Origin of the sequence: Kineosporia sp. NBRC 101731, assembly GCF_030269305.1 — a bacterium.
Taxonomy (GTDB): Bacteria; Actinomycetota; Actinomycetes; order Actinomycetales; family Kineosporiaceae; genus Kineosporia.
This window is the reverse complement of sequence record NZ_BSTC01000006.1, coordinates 418,263-434,183: the sequence shown is the minus strand read 5'-3', so window position 1 is coordinate 434,183 and position 15,921 is coordinate 418,263. Positions and strand designations below refer to the sequence as shown.

Here is a 15,921-nt window from a genome sequence, read left to right as displayed (position 1 = left end):
AGTGAACAGCCACACCTGCGGTCACCACCAGTCACCAGTAGGGGTGGCCACACGGTCCCATGGGGGGCGAACGGCGGCAGGAACCACGTCGTTTGTTACATCGGTGAACCGCTTCACCATTCCCTCTCCCGTTGCGGCCCTCCGGCACCCTAATCTGCGCTCAGGGATGTGACTGAGAGGAAGATCGTTCATGACGGACGGCACTGGCCGCGGTGAGGTACTCGACCTGCTGGTGATCGGCGGCGGGGTGATGGGCCTGTTCACCGCCTATCAGGCGAGCCGTACCCGCTCCCGGGTGGCGGTGGTGGAGGTCGGTGAGATCGGCGACCCGATGACGGCGTCGTTCGGCCGCACCCGCTCCTACCGGCGGGACTATCTGGAGGCCGGCTACACCCGGTTCGCCGACGAGGCGATCCGGCTCTGGACGGAGTTCGAGACCGCCACCGGGGCCAACGTCTTGGTGCGTTGCGGGTGCATGAACATCGCCAGCACCTCGATCACGCCCGATCTTGACCACACCTACGCCACGCTGAGCACCACGGTGCTCCGGAGGTTGGGCATCCCGGTCACCTCGTACGACACCGCGGGCATCGCCGCCGAGTATCCCTATCTCAAGGCTGATCTCGGCGATCTGGACCCGGTCGGCGGTCTGGTCGACCTGCGCACCGTCACCCGGACCCTTCAGCAGTCACTCCAGGACGTCGGGGTGGCGGTTCACGAGCGCACCTCGACCACGCAGATCGCCCAGGCCGACCCCGACGCCTCAGCCGACGGGCTGGTGACGGTCACGACCTCGGCCGGCACCTTCACCACCCGATCACTGGTGATCACGGCCGGGCACGGAACCAACGACGTGCTGGCCCTGCTGCCGGGCAACCAGCTGCACGTGCCGATCACGAAGGACCGTCCCAGCGAGGCGAAGTACTTCACGCCCACCCCGCAGACGCGGCATCTGTACACGTCCGACCGGATGCCGGTGATGGCGTACCTGGACACCGGGATCTACCTGCACCCGATCGTCGAGGGCGTGATCGACGCCGTGAAGATCGGCTTCTACAACCCGCCGGACATGCCGCGGGGCACCACGAGCATCAACAGCGTGGGCGACTTCGTCGAGCAGTGCATGCCGGGCCTGCTGGAGGCCGCATCGGTTCCCGTGACGGACGTCGACGGCTGCGACTACGACCTGGTCGCCGACGACGACTTCGTGCTGGGCGCCGTACCCGGTTTCGCCAACGTCTTCGTCGGCGTCGGCTGGCGCGGGACCGGCTACAAGTACGCGCCCTGGGTCGGGCGGGTACTGGCCGAACTCGCGTGCCAGGAGGGAACCGTCTACGACGTGGCCCGTTTCGCCCCCAGCAGGTTCGTCACCGCCTGAAACCTCTTCCCAGACAGGACTGAGCCATGACCCGACCGAGCTCCCGCACCTTTACCGAGCGACTGGCCGACGGCGTGATGATCGGCGCCGAGGGCTACGTCTTCGAACTCGAGCGCCGCGGCTACATCAAGGCCGGCCCGTACGTGCCCGAGGTGATCCTCGACGACCCGGACGCCCTGCGGCAGCTGCACCGCGAGTTCCTGCGGGCCGGCGCCGATGTGATGGTGGCGCTGACGTACTACGCGCACCGGGAGAAACTGAAGGCCGTCGGCCGGGACGGGCAGCTGGAGGAGCTGAACCGCCAGGCCGTGCGTATCGCCAACGAGATCGCCGCCGAGGGCGGTGCTCTCGTGGCCGGGAACATCTGCAACACCTGGTCGTACGACCCGGCGAACCCGCAGGCCTCCGGCGCGGTGGTGCGCGAGCAGTACCGCGAGCAGCTGACCTGGGCCGTCGACGAGGGCGTGGACTTCGTGATAGCCGAGACCAACGACTTCGTCGGTGAGGCGCTGATCGGCCTGGAGGTGTGTCAGGAGCTGAACCTTCCCGCCGTGGTCACCTTCGCCAGCGTGCAGCCGGAGAAGACCTACGACGGCTACGACTACATCGACGCGTGCAAGCGCCTGGCCGATGCCGGCGCGGCCGTGGTCGGGTTCAACTGCTCACGGGGGCCCGAGACGATGATGCCGATGCTCGAGAAGCTGCGTGCGGCGGTCGACATCCCGATCGCCGCCCAGCCGGTGCCCTACCGCACGAGCCCCACCACCCCGGCCTTCGAGTCCCTGGAGTCACCCGGTGGTGGCCGGGCCTTCCCGATCGCCCTGGAGCCGTACGCGCACACCCGTTTCGAGATGGCCGACTGGGCCCGGCGCGCGGCCGATCTGGGTGTCTCGTTCGTCGGGATCTGCTGCGGCGGAGCACCGCACTACGTCCGCGCGATGGCCGAGGCCCTGGGCCGCGAGACGCCGGCCAGCCGCTACTCCCCCGCGCTCGACCTGCACCCGGTGCTGGGCACCCCGGCCGACCACTCCGCCCAGGACGTCATGGGTGACTGGAGCGCGGCCACCCCGGCCTGAGAGAGCCCCCACGATCGCGACTACCAGGGGACGCCCACCACGACGGCCGTGGTGGGCGTCCTTAGTAGTCGGTGGCGGGGTCGGGGAGCAGGATCAGCTCGGCCTCGGCCTCCCAGCGGTTGCGGGTGTCGTCGGTGTGGTGCGGCAGGCAGGCGAGCACGACGTGGAAGGGCACGGGCGGTCGGTCGTACCAGGTGTCACGCGCGGCCGGCGTGCCCCACTCCCGGGCGGCCGAACGGAAGAACTCGACGAGAGCGGCGAAGTCGGCATCCGGCCCGTCGATCAGCACCTGCTCGGGTTCCTTCAGCATCAGCACGTGCCCGGCCTGGTGCGGCATCCAGTCCAGATCGGCCAGGCAGTCACCGAAGGCGTCCCAGGTCTCCGGGAAGAACCAGGGAAACTGCAGCGCCGCCGCGAACTCGTCGAACAGTCCCTGCCGCGTGCGGCACTTACGGCCCCGTACGGCGCGGACCACGAGACCCGCTTCCGACCACCCACGCTGGGCCAGGGCGTGGGATCTCTCGTCGGCCGGGCGGAGCAGCGGGCGGAAGGTGTCCTCCGTCCGCAGCAGGATAGGCGAGGGCTTCATCAGGGTCATGCTCTCAAGCCGACCGCCCTCACGAGGCACGGACGCACGGAGCTCACCGGCAATAGTTCTACGCGTTGGCCGCCTGCATACCGCGCAGCTCCTTCTTCAGGTCGCGGATCTCGTCACGGAGCCGGGCTGCCAGCTCGAACTGGAGCTCGGTGGCAGCGGTGTGCATCTGATCGGTCAGCTGCTGGATCAGGTCGGCCAGGTCGGTGGCGGGCACGTTCTCCACACCGGCCGCACGGGCCTTGGCCCCGGCGGCACTGCTCATACCCGGCACCGGTGCCTTGCCCCGGCTGCGCTGCCGACCGCCGCCCCCGAGGAGCTCTTCGGTGTCCTCGTCCTCGCGGGCCAGAAGGTCAGTGATGTCTTGGATCTTCTTGCGCAGCGGCGTGGGGTCGATGCCGTGGGCCGTGTTGTAGGCGACCTGCTTCTCGCGGCGGCGGTTGGTCTCCTCGATGGCGAATTCCATGGACGGGGTGATCTTGTCCGCGTACATGTGTACCTCGCCGCTGACGTTACGGGCGGCGCGGCCGATCGTCTGGATCAGGGAGGTGGACGAGCGCAGGAAGCCTTCCTTGTCGGCGTCGAGAATGCTGACCAGCGACACCTCGGGCAGGTCGAGGCCCTCACGCAGCAGGTTGATGCCCACGAGCACGTCGAACTCGCCCTGACGCAGCTCCCGCAGCAGCTCGACCCGGCGCAGCGTGTCGACCTCGGAGTGCAGGTATCGCACGCGCACCCCCTGCTCCAGCAGGTAGTCGGTGAGGTCTTCCGACATCTTCTTGGTCAGTGTGGTGACCAGGACGCGCTCGTTCTTCTCCGACCGGTCGCGGATCTCGCCGAGCAGGTCGTCGATCTGGCCCTTGGTCTGCTTGACCACGATCTTCGGGTCGATCAGGCCGGTCGGGCGGATGATCTGCTCGACGAAACCGTCGGCCCGGCCCAGCTCGTACTTGCCCGGGGTGGCCGAGAGATAGACGGTCTGGCCGATCCGGTCCTGGAACTCCTCCCACTTCAGCGGACGGTTGTCCATCGCGCTGGGCAGGCGGAAGCCGTGGTCCACCAGCGTGCGCTTACGCGACGCGTCACCCTCGTACATCGCACCGATCTGCGGCACGGTGCTGTGCGACTCATCCAGCACCAGCAGGAAGTCGTCGGGGAAGTAGTCGAGCAGACAGTTCGGCGCGCTGCCGGAAGGCCGGTCGTCCATGTGGGACGAGTAGTTCTCGATGCCCGAGCAGGAACCGACCTGACGCATCATCTCGATGTCATAGGTGGTGCGCATGCGCAGCCGCTGGGCCTCCAGCAGTTTGCCCTGCCGCTCCATCTCTTCCAGCCGGTCGGCCAGCTCGGCCTCGATCCGCTCGATCGCCCGCACCATCCGCTCCGGCCCGGCGATGTAGTGCGAGGCGGGGAAGATGTACATCTCTTCCTCCTCGTGCACGATCTCGCCGGTGAGCGGGTGCAGCGTGTAGACCCGGTCGATCTCGTCACCGAAGAACTCGATGCGGACGGCCAGCTCCTCGTACATCGGGATGATCTCGACCGTGTCACCGCGCACGCGGAACGTGCCCCGGGTGAAGGCCAGGTCGTTGCGGGAGTACTGCATCTGCACGAACTGACGCAGCAGGTCGTCGCGGTCGAGCTGCTGCCCGACCTTCACCCGCACCATCTGGTCGATGTACTCCTGCGGGGTACCCAGGCCGTAGATGCACGAGACCGTGGCGACCACGACCACGTCACGCCGGGTGAGCAGCGAGTTGGTGGCCGAGTGCCGCAGCCGCTCGACCTCCTCGTTGATCGAGGAGTCCTTCTCGATGTAGGTATCGGTCTGCGGGACGTACGCCTCGGGCTGGTAGTAGTCGTAGTACGAGACGAAGTACTCGACGGCGTTGTTGGGCAGCAGCTCCCGGAACTCGTTCGCGAGCTGCGCCGCGAGCGTCTTGTTCGGTGCCATCACCAGGGTGGGCCGCTGCACCTGCTCGATCAGCCAGGCCGTGGTGGCCGACTTACCGGTACCGGTGGCACCGAGCAGCACCACGTGCTCCTCGCCTGCCTTGACCCGCTTCGTCAGCTCAGCAATGGCCTTGGGCTGGTCGCCGTTCGGCTGGTACTCGGACACCACCGTGAACGGTGCGACCGTGCGCTTCAGATCGGTGACTGGCCTCATGACGAATACCGTAAGCGCAGCCACCGACAGTCTTGTTCCCGGCTGGTCCCGGCGCGCTACCTCAGCGGCTCGATGTGGTTGCGCCAGCAGGCATCCACCTGCGCGAGAGTGGTCGCGAGCGAGCCGGAGTTGTCCAGCACCACATCGGCCACCTCGGCCCGCTGTGCGTCCGTGGCCTGTGCAGCGATCCTCGCCCGGGCGTCGTCCCGGGTCATGCCGCGGTCGTCGACCAGCCGACGGATACGTTCCTCCTCCGGCGCGAACACCACCATCACCAGGTCGTACTCGGCCCGGTGATGGTTCTCCACGAGCAGCGGCACGTCGTGCACCAGCACCGCGTCCTCGGGGGCGGCGTGCACGATCTCGTCCATCCGCGCCGCCACCCTGGGGTGCACAATCGAGTTCAACCGGGCGAGCTTCTTCTCGTCGGCGAACACGATCTTCCCCAGCGCGGGCCGGTTCAGCGTGGCATCGTCCCGCAGGATCTTCTTCCCGAAGGTCGCGACGATCTCCGCCAGGCCACTGGTGCCCGGCTCGACCACCTCCCGGGCGATCAGATCAGCATCGAGAATGATCGCGCCAAGGTCGGAGAGCCGCCGCGAGACCGTCGACTTACCGGCCCCGATGCCCCCCGTGAGAGCGGTTCGTACCATGACCGCAGTTTAGATGGCGACGCCCCGGTCGGACGGCGAAGGTCCGGGCAACACCCTCCCCCAGCCGGAAGGCCCGGCCCCTCCGAAGAGGGAACCGGGCCTTCCTGAGCTAGGGACTACACCCTGAGCAGGACCTACTGGATCAGCGGTCAGTTGCCGCCGGTCAGCTTCTCCCGCAGAGCAGCCAGCGCCTCGTCGGTGGCGAGGGTACCCTCGGCCGCCGCCGGCTCGCTGGAGTAGCTCGAGCTGGAGCCCGACGAAGAGGAAGACGACGAGGACGAAGAGGCCGCAGCCTCGTCGACACCGGCGGCCTGAGCCTCGGCCTCGGCCGCGCTCGCCTCCTCGATCTGCTTACGGTGGGCTTCCCAGCGCTCGTGGGCCGCGGCGTACTGCTGCTCCCACTCCTCACGCTGCTTCTCGAAGCCCTCGAGCCAGTCGTTGGTCTCGGGGTCGAAGCCCTCGGGGTACTTGTAGTTGCCGGCCTCGTCGTACTCGGCCGCCATACCGTAGAGAGCCGGGTCGAACGTCTCGGCGCCCGCACCGGAGCCGGCCTCGTTGGCCTGCTTCAGCGAGAGGGAGATCCGACGACGCTCCAGGTCGATGTCGATGACCTTGACGAAGATCGGGTCGTTGACCTGGACGACCTGCTCCGGGATCTCCACGTGGCGCTCGGCCAGCTCGGAGATGTGGACCAGGCCCTCAATACCCTCGTCGACGCGGACGAACGCACCGAACGGCACCAGCTTGGTGACCTTACCCGGGACGACCTGACCGATCGCGTGGGTACGGGCGAACTGCTGCCACGGGTCTTCCTGGGTCGCCTTCAGCGACAGGGACACGCGCTCGCGGTCCATGTCGACGTCGAGAACCTCGACCGTGACTTCCTGGCCGACCTCGACAACCTCACCCGGGTGGTCGATGTGCTTCCAGGACAGCTCGGAGACGTGGACCAGACCGTCGACGCCGCCGAGGTCGACGAACGCACCGAAGTTGACGATGGAGGAGACCACACCGGAGCGGACCTGGCCCTTCTGCAGCGTCTGCAGGAAGGTCTGGCGCACCTCGGACTGGGTCTGCTCGAGCCAGGCACGGCGGGACAGAACCACGTTGTTGCGGTTCTTGTCGAGCTCGATGATCTTGGCTTCGATCTGCTTGCCGACGTACGGCTGCAGGTCACGGACGCGGCGCATCTCAACCAGCGAGGCCGGGAGGAAGCCGCGGAGCCCGATGTCGAGGATCAGACCACCCTTGACAACCTCGATCACCGTACCGGTGACGATGCCGTCTTCTTCCTTGATCTTCTCGATCGTGCCCCAGGCGCGCTCGTACTGAGCCCGCTTCTTCGAGAGGATCAGGCGCCCCTCTTTGTCCTCCTTCTGGAGAACAAGAGCCTCGACCTCGTCGCCGACGGTAACGACCTCGTTGGGGTCGACGTCGTGCTTGATCGAGAGTTCGCGCGAGGGAATGACGCCCTCAGTCTTGTAGCCGATGTCGAGCAGCACTTCGTCGCGATCAACCTTGACGATCGTCCCGGAGACGATGTCGCCGTCGTTGAAGTACTTGATGGTTTCGTCAATGGCGGCGAGGAAGTCGGCCTCGCTACCAATGTCGTTGATCGCGATCTGCGGCGTACGAGCCTTCTCGGCCGTGCTGGTGGTCATAAAGTAGGGGCTCCGATGCGGACTGTTTATAGATGGGACATGGATGTGGGCGCAGCCACCCCGGCTCCCGGGATCCACCCGAATTTCTCCGGTTGATCTCGCTAGTCAGAAAGCCCAGTTGCGCCTTCCCTAGCCTATCGCTCACAGGAAGGCAGGGCAAAGCCGCACCCTCCGCGACACGCCCGGGCTCGGGACGCACGCCGACCTGAGCAACCCCCGACCCGCACGTTCTGGCGCCCGGTGCGCTTGGATGCTCCGCGTGAGCACAAGCGATCTGCGTTCGGCCGGCTACCGCGAGGCCGGGGCCGAGGAGAGTGCGCGCGCCGGCCGCGCCTGGTGGGACGAGAACGCCGCCGAGTACCAGCAGGAACACGGCACCGATCTGGCCGGCCGGCTGATCTGGGGCCCGGAACTGCTCGACGAGGCCGACGCCCGGCTGCTCGGTCCGGTCGCGGGCCAGGACGTGCTCGAGGTGGGTGCGGGCACCGCCGACAGCTCGGCCTGGCTGCGCTCGGTCGGGGCCCGCGCCGTGGCGACCGACATCTCGGCCGCGATGCTGCGCCGCTCGCCCGATCACCCCGACGGCCCGCCGCCCCGCCTGGTCTGCGACGCGAGGGCGCTCCCGTTCGCCGACGCCTCCTTCGACATCGTCTTCACCGCCTACGGCGCTCTCCCCTTCGTCGCCGACCCCGAGCGCGTCCACGCCGAGGTCGCCCGGGTGCTGCGGCCGGGCGGACGCTGGGTGTTCTCCGTGACCCACCCGGTGCGCTGGGCCTTCCCCGATGACGGGGGCGAGCCCGGCCTCACCGTGAGCCGCTCCTATTTCAACCGCACGCCCTATGTGGAGACCGACGACTCCGGCGCCGTCAGCTACTCCGAGCACCACCGCACGATCGGCGACCGGGTGCGTGAACTGGCCGCCGCCGGCTTCCGGCTGGTCGATCTGGTCGAACCGGAATGGCCGGACGATGTGCAGCGCGTGTGGGGCGGGTGGAGTCCTCTGCGGGGCTGGCTGATCCCGGGCACGGCCATCTTCGTCAGCGAGCTGCAGAACTGAGTCAGCGTGTGCATTCCTTGCCCTGATGACGCAAGGAATGCACACGCTGAGCCGAATCCCGGGGAACACCTGGCGCCCTAGCCTGCTATCTCCGCGTGGGTGGTGCGGCTGTCGCCGGGGCGTGGCTGGTCAGTGAGCCGCCTCGTGCCAGGACCGGCCGACGCCGACCGAGACGTCGAGGGGCACGTTCAGCTCCGCAGCGCCGGCCATGGCCTCGCGCACCAGGGCCTCGACCTGCTCCCGCTCCCCCGCCGACACCTCCAGCACCAATTCGTCGTGCACCTGGAGCAGCATGCGCGACCGCAGGCCCTCCTCACGGAGCTTGCGGTCGACCTCGAGCATGGCGACCTTGACGATGTCGGCGGCCGAGCCCTGGATCGGCGCGTTGAGAGCCATCCGCTCGGCCATCTCCCGACGCTGCCGGTTGTCGCTGACCAGGTCGGGCAGGTAGCGGCGGCGGCCCAGGATGGTCTCGGTGTAGCCGGTGCGGCGGGCCTCGTCGACGACCCCGCGCAGATAGTCGCGCACCCCGCCGAAACGGTCGAAGTAGTCTTCCATCAGCGTCTTCGCCTCGTCCACCGGGATGTTCAGCTGCCGGGACAGGCCGAACGCCGAAAGACCGTAGGCCAGGCCGTAGCTCATGGCCTTGATCTTGGATCGCATCTCGGCGGTGACGTCGGCCGGCTCGACCGAGAAGACCCGGCTGCCGACGAAGCGGTGCAGGTCTTCACCGCTGCGGAACGCCTCGATCAGGCCCTCGTCGTTCGAGAGGTGGGCCATGATGCGCATCTCGATCTGCGAGTAGTCGGCGGTCAGCAGGCACTCGAAGTCCGGCCCCACGACGAAGGTCTCGCGGATACGGCGGCCCTCTTCGGTGCGGACCGGGATGTTCTGCAGGTTCGGGTCGGTACTCGACAGGCGCCCGGTGGCCGCGATGGTCTGCAGATAGGTGGTGTGCACCCGGCCGTCGTCACCGACCGCCTTGAGCAGGCCCTCGACGGTCTGGCGCAGCTTCGTGGCGTCGCGGTGGCGCAGCAGGTGGGCCAGGAACGGGTGCTCGGTCTTGGCGAAGAGGTCGGCCAGCGCCTCGGCGTCGGTGGTGTAACCGGTCTTGGTGCGCTTGGTCTTCGGCATGTCGAGCTCGTCGAACAGCACCACCTGGAGCTGCTTGGGCGAGCCGAGATTGATCTCCTTGCCGATCGCCGCGAAGGCCTGCTGGCCGGCGTCGGCCACCGCCGCGGCGAAGTAGCTGTCGAGGGTGCCCAGGGCGTCCTGGTCGATGGCGATGCCGTGGTGCTCCATCACGCGCAGCACCCCGAGCAGCGGCAGCTCGACGTCGGTGAGCAGGCCGGAGGCGTTGCGCGCGGCCAGATCGGACTGCAGCGCGCCCCACAGGTCGATGACCGCACGGGCCCGCACCATGGCCAGATCGCCCTCGTCGGGGCCGGCCGTCTCGTCCATGTCGAGCGTGAGCTGCTCGTTGACCGGCGCCTCCTCGGCCTTCAGCGCTCGGCCCAGGTGCCGCACCGTGAGGTCGGCCAGGTCGTAGCTGCGCTGATCGGGCAGGCACAGGTAGGCGGCGAGCGCGGTGTCGCCGATGATGCCCTCGACGACCAGGCCGCGGTCGGACAGCGCGGTGAGCGGGCCCTTGGCGTCGTGCAGCACCTTGGGCCGGGAGGCGTCGGCGAGCCAGGTGGTGATGGCGGCGAGCGCTTCCGGATCGGCCTCGACCAGGTTCACGAACGCGGCCGGGCCGGGCTTGCCGGGCGAGGGCTCGGGAGCCGCGACGGCCAGGCCGGTGGCGTCGCCGTGGCCCGCCTTCCACGTACCGAGCACCGTGATGCCTACCGGCACGGCGGTGTTCGCCTGCAGCCAGGCTCCGACGGCCTCACCGGTGAGCTTCTCGCCGACCAGGTCGAAGCCCTCTTCGGCCTCGGGCTCAGGCGTGGCCAGGGTGGCGAACAGGCGCTCGCGCAGCACCCGGAACTCCAGGCCGTCGAACACCTGGTGCACCTCTTCGCGGTCCCAGCCGGGCAGCCGTAGGTCGGCCGGGCCCAGCGGCAGGTCGAGGTCGCGGACCAAGCCGTTGACCTGGCGGTTGATCAGCACCTGGGGCAGGTGGTCGCGCAGGCTCTGCCCGGCCTTGCCCTTGATCTGGTCTGCGCTGGCGACGATGCCGTCCAGGTCGCCGTACAGGCCGACCCATTTGGCGGCCGTCTTCGGCCCCACCCCGGGGATGCCGGGCAGGTTGTCGCTGGTCTCACCGACGAGCGCGGCCAGGTCGGGGTAGCGCTCGGGCAGCAGGCCGTATTTCGCCTCGACCGCGGCGGGCGTCATGCGGGAGAGCTCGGAGACGCCTCGGGTGGGGTACAGCACCGTGACGTTGTCGCGGACCAGCTGGAAGGTGTCGCGGTCGCCGGAGCAGATCAGCACCTCGTACCCGGCGTCGGACGCCTGGGTGGAGAGGGTGGCCAGGATGTCGTCGGCCTCGTAGCCGGGTTTCTCCAGCATCGGCACGCGCAGAGCGGCCAAGACCTCTTTGATCAGCGAGACCTGCGGCCCGAACTCTTCCGGCGACTTGGACCGATTGCCCTTGTACTCGGCGTAGGTCTCGGTGCGGAAGGTCTGCCGGGAGACGTCGAAGGCCACGGCGACGTGATCGGGCGCCTCGTCGCGCAGCACGTTGATCAGCATCGAGGTGAAGCCGTAGACAGCGTTGGTCACCTGGCCGGTGGCCGTGGAGAAGTTCTCCACGGGCAGCGCGTAGAACGCGCGGTAGGCCAGGGAATGACCGTCGATCAGCAGAAGCCGTGGGCGGGTGGCAGATGCCCCCGGGGTCGTTGTCTCGCTCACGTCTGACACCCTATGGCCCATGTCCGACAGTCTTGGTGTCCCGACGGCAGGCGACGCCGCTGCCCTGGACTTCTCCTCCGCCCTGACCGACAAGATGGGCATCGTGATCACGCAGATCAGTGCTGAGCGCACGGTCGCCACGATGCCGGTCGAGGGCAACACCCAGCCGTTCGGCCTGCTGCACGGCGGCGCGTCCGCGGTTCTCGCCGAGACCGTCGGGTCGATCGCCGCCAACATGCATGCGAGCACCATGGGCATGATGGCCGTGGGTCTGGAGATCAGCGCGACGCACCACCGCGGTCTGCGCTCCGGCACCGTCACCGGTACCGCGCAGGCCGTGCACCGCGGCCGCAGCACCGCGACCTACGAGATCGAGATTCTCGACGAGAGCGGCAAGCGGGTCTGCACCTCGCGGCTCACCTGCATGTTCCTGCCGGACCCGACCAAGAGCTGAAATTGCGGACGAAGTAAGCCCTTCCGGCCCCACCTCACCTTCCCGCCCACCCGGGTGGGCGGGCCCGCGGGCGACCTGCGCGCCCGGGCCTCCCCCGCGTCCCCTTGCTTCGTGCCGGACGACCAGGTGACCCGAGAGCCCCAGGTCTCCCGCGCGTCCCCTGTTCAGGCCGTGACCGGTGCCTCGTCGACCGGACCGCCCACAGGTCCCTGCCGACGGGCCCGGGCGCGCAGTGAGCGTCGCCGGGCCAGCAGGTTCTCCAGGGCCCCCCGCTGGGCGTCGGCGCCGGCCAGACGACGGCGCAGGGCCGTCGGAGTGGAGGCGCGGCGCAGCAGGACCGGCGCGAAACCGAGGCGGGCGAAGTACCGGTGCGTCTCCTTGGCCCAGGGCGGCACCCCGGCCACGACCTGTTCGACCCCCAGCCGCTCGGCGTGCCCGGCGACCTGGGCCAGCATCGCCCGAGCCACCCCGTGCCGCCGGTCGGCCTGCGCCACGTAGAACTCGTCGATGGACAGCGCGGTCGAGCCGGTGAGCACGTTGAGCGTGGTCTCACGCATCACCAGGAACCCCACGGCCCGCTCCCCCGAGCGCGCCACGAGCACCTCCAGCGCACCGCTACCGATCGCCTCGACCAGTCGCTCCGCGGCCTGGCCGGCCTGGCCGGACGGGCCGGCGTGCGGCGCCCGGACCGTGCGCGGGCCCTCCGCCGCGGAGGCCTCCCAGAGGGCGAGGATCTCGCCGACGTCGTCCACCGACGCCCGTCTGATCTCGACCGCCCGCCGGATCTCGACCGGTTCTCGGGACACCTTGGCCTCCTGGCCACCCGACCGGGAATCGTGCCCCGGTCTCCACGACGCCATCACACCCGGCGCCGGGTCGCGGCATCACCACGACCGAGCCACATCATGGCGAACTGCGGCGAATCAGGCGGATCGAATCGAGAAAATCTCAGCCCGCGAGATCGCCGCCACTCATCCATGCCAGTGAATTCCGCCTGGCCCGATGTTTTCTTCGACGCCTGTCGGATAAATTCATCGTGGGTCGGGAAAACGGCCCGGGAATGCCGTGAGGCCGGGTCCCGATCGGGGCCCGGCCTCACGTGTTCTGCTCTGCCCGTTCGTCAGGAAATAACCTCAGCCACCGAGGTAGGCCTTGACGATGCTGTCGTCCTTCAGCAGTTCCCGGGCAATGCCCTCCTGCTTCAGGTGACCCGATTCCAGCACGTACGCGTAATCCCCGATCCGCAGGGCGGCGAGCGCGTTCTGCTCCACCACGAGAACCGTGGTGCCCTGGTCACGGATGGTGCGGATGGTGTCGAAGATCAGGTCGACCAGAACCGGCGCCAGACCCATCGAGGGCTCATCGAGCAGCAGCAGTTTCGGGCTGCCCATCAGGGCCCGACCGACGGCGAGCATCTGCTGCTCACCACCGGACATCGTGCCGGCCTTCTGGTGGATGCGTTCCTTCAGGCGCGGGAAAAGGTCGAGCACCCGCTCCTTGTCGGCCTCGATGCCCGCCTTGTCGTTGCGCAGGAAGGCACCGAGCTCGAGGTTCTCCTCGACGCTCATCTTGGGGAAGATGCGCCGGCCCTCGGGGCTCTGGCAGATGCCGTGCCCGACGACCTTGTGCCCGGGGATACCCACGAGCGACTTGCCGTCGAAGACGACGGTGCCGGTACGCGGGCGCAGCAGACCCGAGATGGTGCGCAGCGTGGTGGACTTGCCCGCGCCGTTCGATCCGATCAGCGTGACGATCTCGCCCGGCTTGACCGAGAGCGAGACACCCTTCACCGCGGCGATGTTGCCGTAGTAGACGTGCAGATCGGTGACGGTGAGGAGGTCCTCGCCGGCCTTGCGGACTCCGGGCTGTGCCGGGGCCGCATCCGTGGGGGTGCTCACAGGTCGCCTCCGTATCCCTCTTCGGTACCGGTCTTGCCCAGGTACGCCTCGATGACCCGCGGGTCGGACTGGATCTCGGCGGGCAGACCCTCGGCGATCTTGGCGCCCTGGTCGAGCACCGTGACGCGCTCGCTGACCTTCATCACGACGCTCATGTCGTGCTCGATCAACAGGATCGAGACGTCGCGGTCGTTGCGCAGCTTGCGGATGAACTCGACGAACTGAGCCGACTCCTGCGGGTTCATGCCGGCCGTGGGCTCGTCGAGCAGCAGCACCTTGGGCCGCAGGGCCAGTGCCCGGGCCACCTCCAGACGACGCTGGTCACCGTAGGAGAGGTTGCGGGCGTAGTCGTCGGCGGTCTTGCCGATGCCCATGTAGTCGAGGAGCTCGCGGGCGAACTCGCGGGCCTCCTTCTCCTCCCGGCGCTGGCGCGGGGTGCGCAGCACCGTGCCGAAGATGCCCGACTTCAGGTGGCTGTGCATCGCCACCATCACGTTCTCCTCGGCCGTCATCAGGTTGAACAGCCGGATGTTCTGGAACGTGCGGGCCAGGCCCTGGGAGGCGATCTTGTGAACCGGCAGACCGGTCACGGTCTTGCCGTCCAGCGTGACGTTGCCCGTGGTCGGCCGGTACAGGCCGGTGAGCACGTTGAAGAACGTCGTCTTGCCGGCGCCGTTGGGGCCGATCAGGCTGACGACCGACTTCTCGGGCACGGTGAACGAGACGTCGTTGACGGCCGTCAGGCCACCGAACTGCACGGTGATGTGGTCGGCCTGCAGGGCAGGCGTGGCCTCCGCCACCGGGGTGGTCGGCTCGGACGCGGTGGTGGTCATTTCTTCGTTCCCTCCGCCGCGGTGTCCTCGGCTGTGCCTTCCATCTCGGCGCCCAGCGACTCGATCTCGCCGCGTTCGGGCTCCTGCAGCACCTGCTTGGTGCGGGTCTCGGGGATGAGACCCTCTCGCCGGAACAGCATGAACAGCACCAGCACCGCACCGAAGATCAGGAAGTTGTGCGACGCGAAGTTCACGTTCGAGCCGGTGGCGTCGTTCCAGACGTTGCCCAGCTGGGCCAGGCCGGTGGAGTTGATCCAGGCCAGCACCAGGGCGCCGACCGTGACACCCCAGACGTTGCCCATACCGCCGAGCACCACCATGGCGAGCAGCGTGATGGAGACCGAGAAGTTGAACCGGTCAGCCAGCACACCACCCACGTGCGTGGCATAGCAGACGCCACCGATACCGCCGAAGGCCGCGCCGACCGCGTAGGCGGACAGCTTGATCCGCATCAGCGGCACGCCCATCATGCTGGCGGCCAGCTCGTCCTCTCGGATGGCCAGCCAGGCCCGGCCGAGCCGGCCCTCACGGATGCGCAGCGAGACGAACATGGCCAGCGCCAGCAGCAGCGCGAACACGATGAACTTGAACGTCAGGTCGAACGTGCCGATGGTCGCGGGCACACCCGGGATCAGCTGGAACGGGCCGGTCGGGATCTGGTCGATACCGGTGATGCCCTTGGTGCCGTTCGTGATGTTCCACTTGCCGTCCGGGCCCACACGCTCACCGTTACGGAAGACCTCCGGCAGGATCTCGCCGAAGCCCAGGGTGACCAGCGCCAGGTAGTCGCTCTTCAGCCGCAGGGTCGGGGCCCCGATGATCACGCCGGCCAGGGCGCAGACCAGCGCCGCGATGATCAGCACCAGCCAGAAGTTGATGTGGATACCGCGATCCTGGCCGGGCAGCGGATGCCCGAAGATGTTGATGCTCAGGTCGGCCCAGGCCGGTGTGACCTGGTTGGCGAACGGTGCCATCAGCCAGCCGGCGACGTAGCCGCCGATGCCCCAGAAGGCCACGTAACCCAGGTCGAGCAGGCCGGAGTAGCCGACCACGATGTTCAGGCCGAGCGCGAAGATCGCCCAGATGACCGCCTCGTTGACGGCCGTCATCGGGAGCCAGTTGTTGTAGCCGGTGCGGAACTCGCCGTTGGCGTCCGGCAGGATCCACTGGTTGAACGAGAAGACGACGATCGCGAGGATCAGGAAGCCGAGCGGCCAGCCGAAACGGGACGCGAACGAGGTCTTGGGAGCGGGGGGTTTCACCACCGGCGGGGCGGCGGGAGTTGTGGTCGACATC

13 protein-coding genes are annotated in these 15,921 nt (G+C 68.3%); 4 read left to right on the top strand and 9 right to left on the bottom strand.

From position 1 onward, the window contains the following. Positions 1-190: 190 nt before the first annotated feature. Both QSK05_RS19820 and QSK05_RS19815 read left to right on the top strand, forming a co-directional pair. The gene (locus QSK05_RS19820; RefSeq protein ID WP_285598739.1) at positions 191-1,378 is read left to right on the top strand and encodes an NAD(P)/FAD-dependent oxidoreductase; all 1,188 of its coding nucleotides are present in this window, start codon (positions 191-193) and stop codon (positions 1,376-1,378) included. Positions 1,379-1,404: 26 nt separating this feature from the next. Beyond that, on the top strand, positions 1,405-2,454 hold the full coding sequence (locus QSK05_RS19815) for a homocysteine S-methyltransferase family protein (RefSeq protein ID WP_285598738.1): 1,050 nt from the start codon (positions 1,405-1,407) through the stop codon (positions 2,452-2,454). 61 nt (positions 2,455-2,515) lie between these two features. Here QSK05_RS19815 and QSK05_RS19810 read toward each other — a convergent pair whose 3' ends face one another. From QSK05_RS19810 to rpsA, 4 genes are all read right to left on the bottom strand, one after another. Beyond that, positions 2,516-3,043 carry a barstar family protein gene (locus QSK05_RS19810; protein WP_285598737.1) on the bottom strand — a complete coding sequence of 176 codons (528 nt, stop codon included), beginning with the start codon at positions 3,041-3,043 and terminating at the stop codon, positions 2,516-2,518. A 67-nt stretch (positions 3,044-3,110) separates the two neighbouring features. Continuing rightward, positions 3,111-5,216: an excinuclease ABC subunit UvrB gene (gene uvrB, locus QSK05_RS19805; protein ID WP_285598736.1), complete on the bottom strand. Its 2,106-nt coding sequence runs from the start codon at positions 5,214-5,216 to the stop codon at positions 3,111-3,113. A gap of 56 nt (positions 5,217-5,272) precedes the next feature. Then, the gene (gene coaE, locus QSK05_RS19800) at positions 5,273-5,869 is read right to left on the bottom strand and encodes a dephospho-CoA kinase (RefSeq protein ID WP_285598735.1); all 597 of its coding nucleotides are present in this window, start codon (positions 5,867-5,869) and stop codon (positions 5,273-5,275) included. 149 nt (positions 5,870-6,018) lie between these two features. Beyond that, positions 6,019-7,530 (bottom strand): 30S ribosomal protein S1, encoded by a 1,512-nt coding sequence (gene rpsA, locus QSK05_RS19795; protein ID WP_285598734.1) that lies wholly within the window; start codon positions 7,528-7,530, stop codon positions 6,019-6,021. 250 nt (positions 7,531-7,780) lie between these two features. Between rpsA and QSK05_RS19790 the strand changes: the two genes are divergently transcribed. Next, positions 7,781-8,587 carry a class I SAM-dependent methyltransferase gene (locus tag QSK05_RS19790; protein WP_502879787.1) on the top strand — a complete coding sequence of 269 codons (807 nt, stop codon included), beginning with the start codon at positions 7,781-7,783 and terminating at the stop codon, positions 8,585-8,587. A 129-nt stretch (positions 8,588-8,716) separates the two neighbouring features. Here QSK05_RS19790 and polA read toward each other — a convergent pair whose 3' ends face one another. Next, positions 8,717-11,461 carry a DNA polymerase I gene (gene polA, locus QSK05_RS19785; RefSeq protein ID WP_502879786.1) on the bottom strand — a complete coding sequence of 915 codons (2,745 nt, stop codon included), beginning with the start codon at positions 11,459-11,461 and terminating at the stop codon, positions 8,717-8,719. Between polA and QSK05_RS19780 the strand changes: the two genes are divergently transcribed. Further along, on the top strand, positions 11,460-11,894 hold the full coding sequence (locus QSK05_RS19780; protein ID WP_285598731.1) for a hotdog fold thioesterase: 435 nt from the start codon (positions 11,460-11,462) through the stop codon (positions 11,892-11,894). The genes polA and QSK05_RS19780 overlap by 2 nt on opposite strands. A gap of 164 nt (positions 11,895-12,058) precedes the next feature. Here the strand turns inward: QSK05_RS19780 and QSK05_RS19775 are convergent, their stop codons facing one another. The 4 genes from QSK05_RS19775 to QSK05_RS19760 form a co-directional block, all read right to left on the bottom strand. Then, positions 12,059-12,700 (bottom strand): GNAT family N-acetyltransferase, encoded by a 642-nt coding sequence (locus QSK05_RS19775; RefSeq protein WP_285598730.1) that lies wholly within the window; start codon positions 12,698-12,700, stop codon positions 12,059-12,061. A gap of 327 nt (positions 12,701-13,027) precedes the next feature. Beyond that, the gene (locus tag QSK05_RS19770; protein WP_502879791.1) at positions 13,028-13,714 is read right to left on the bottom strand and encodes an ABC transporter ATP-binding protein; all 687 of its coding nucleotides are present in this window, start codon (positions 13,712-13,714) and stop codon (positions 13,028-13,030) included. A gap of 74 nt (positions 13,715-13,788) precedes the next feature. Further along, positions 13,789-14,625: an ABC transporter ATP-binding protein gene (locus QSK05_RS19765; protein WP_285598728.1), complete on the bottom strand. Its 837-nt coding sequence runs from the start codon at positions 14,623-14,625 to the stop codon at positions 13,789-13,791. Continuing rightward, a complete protein-coding gene (locus QSK05_RS19760) occupies positions 14,622-15,920 on the bottom strand; it encodes a branched-chain amino acid ABC transporter permease (protein WP_285598727.1) in 1,299 nt (432 codons plus the stop codon). Before QSK05_RS19760 ends, QSK05_RS19765 begins: the two co-directional genes overlap by 4 nt. Position 15,921 lies beyond the last annotated feature (1 nt).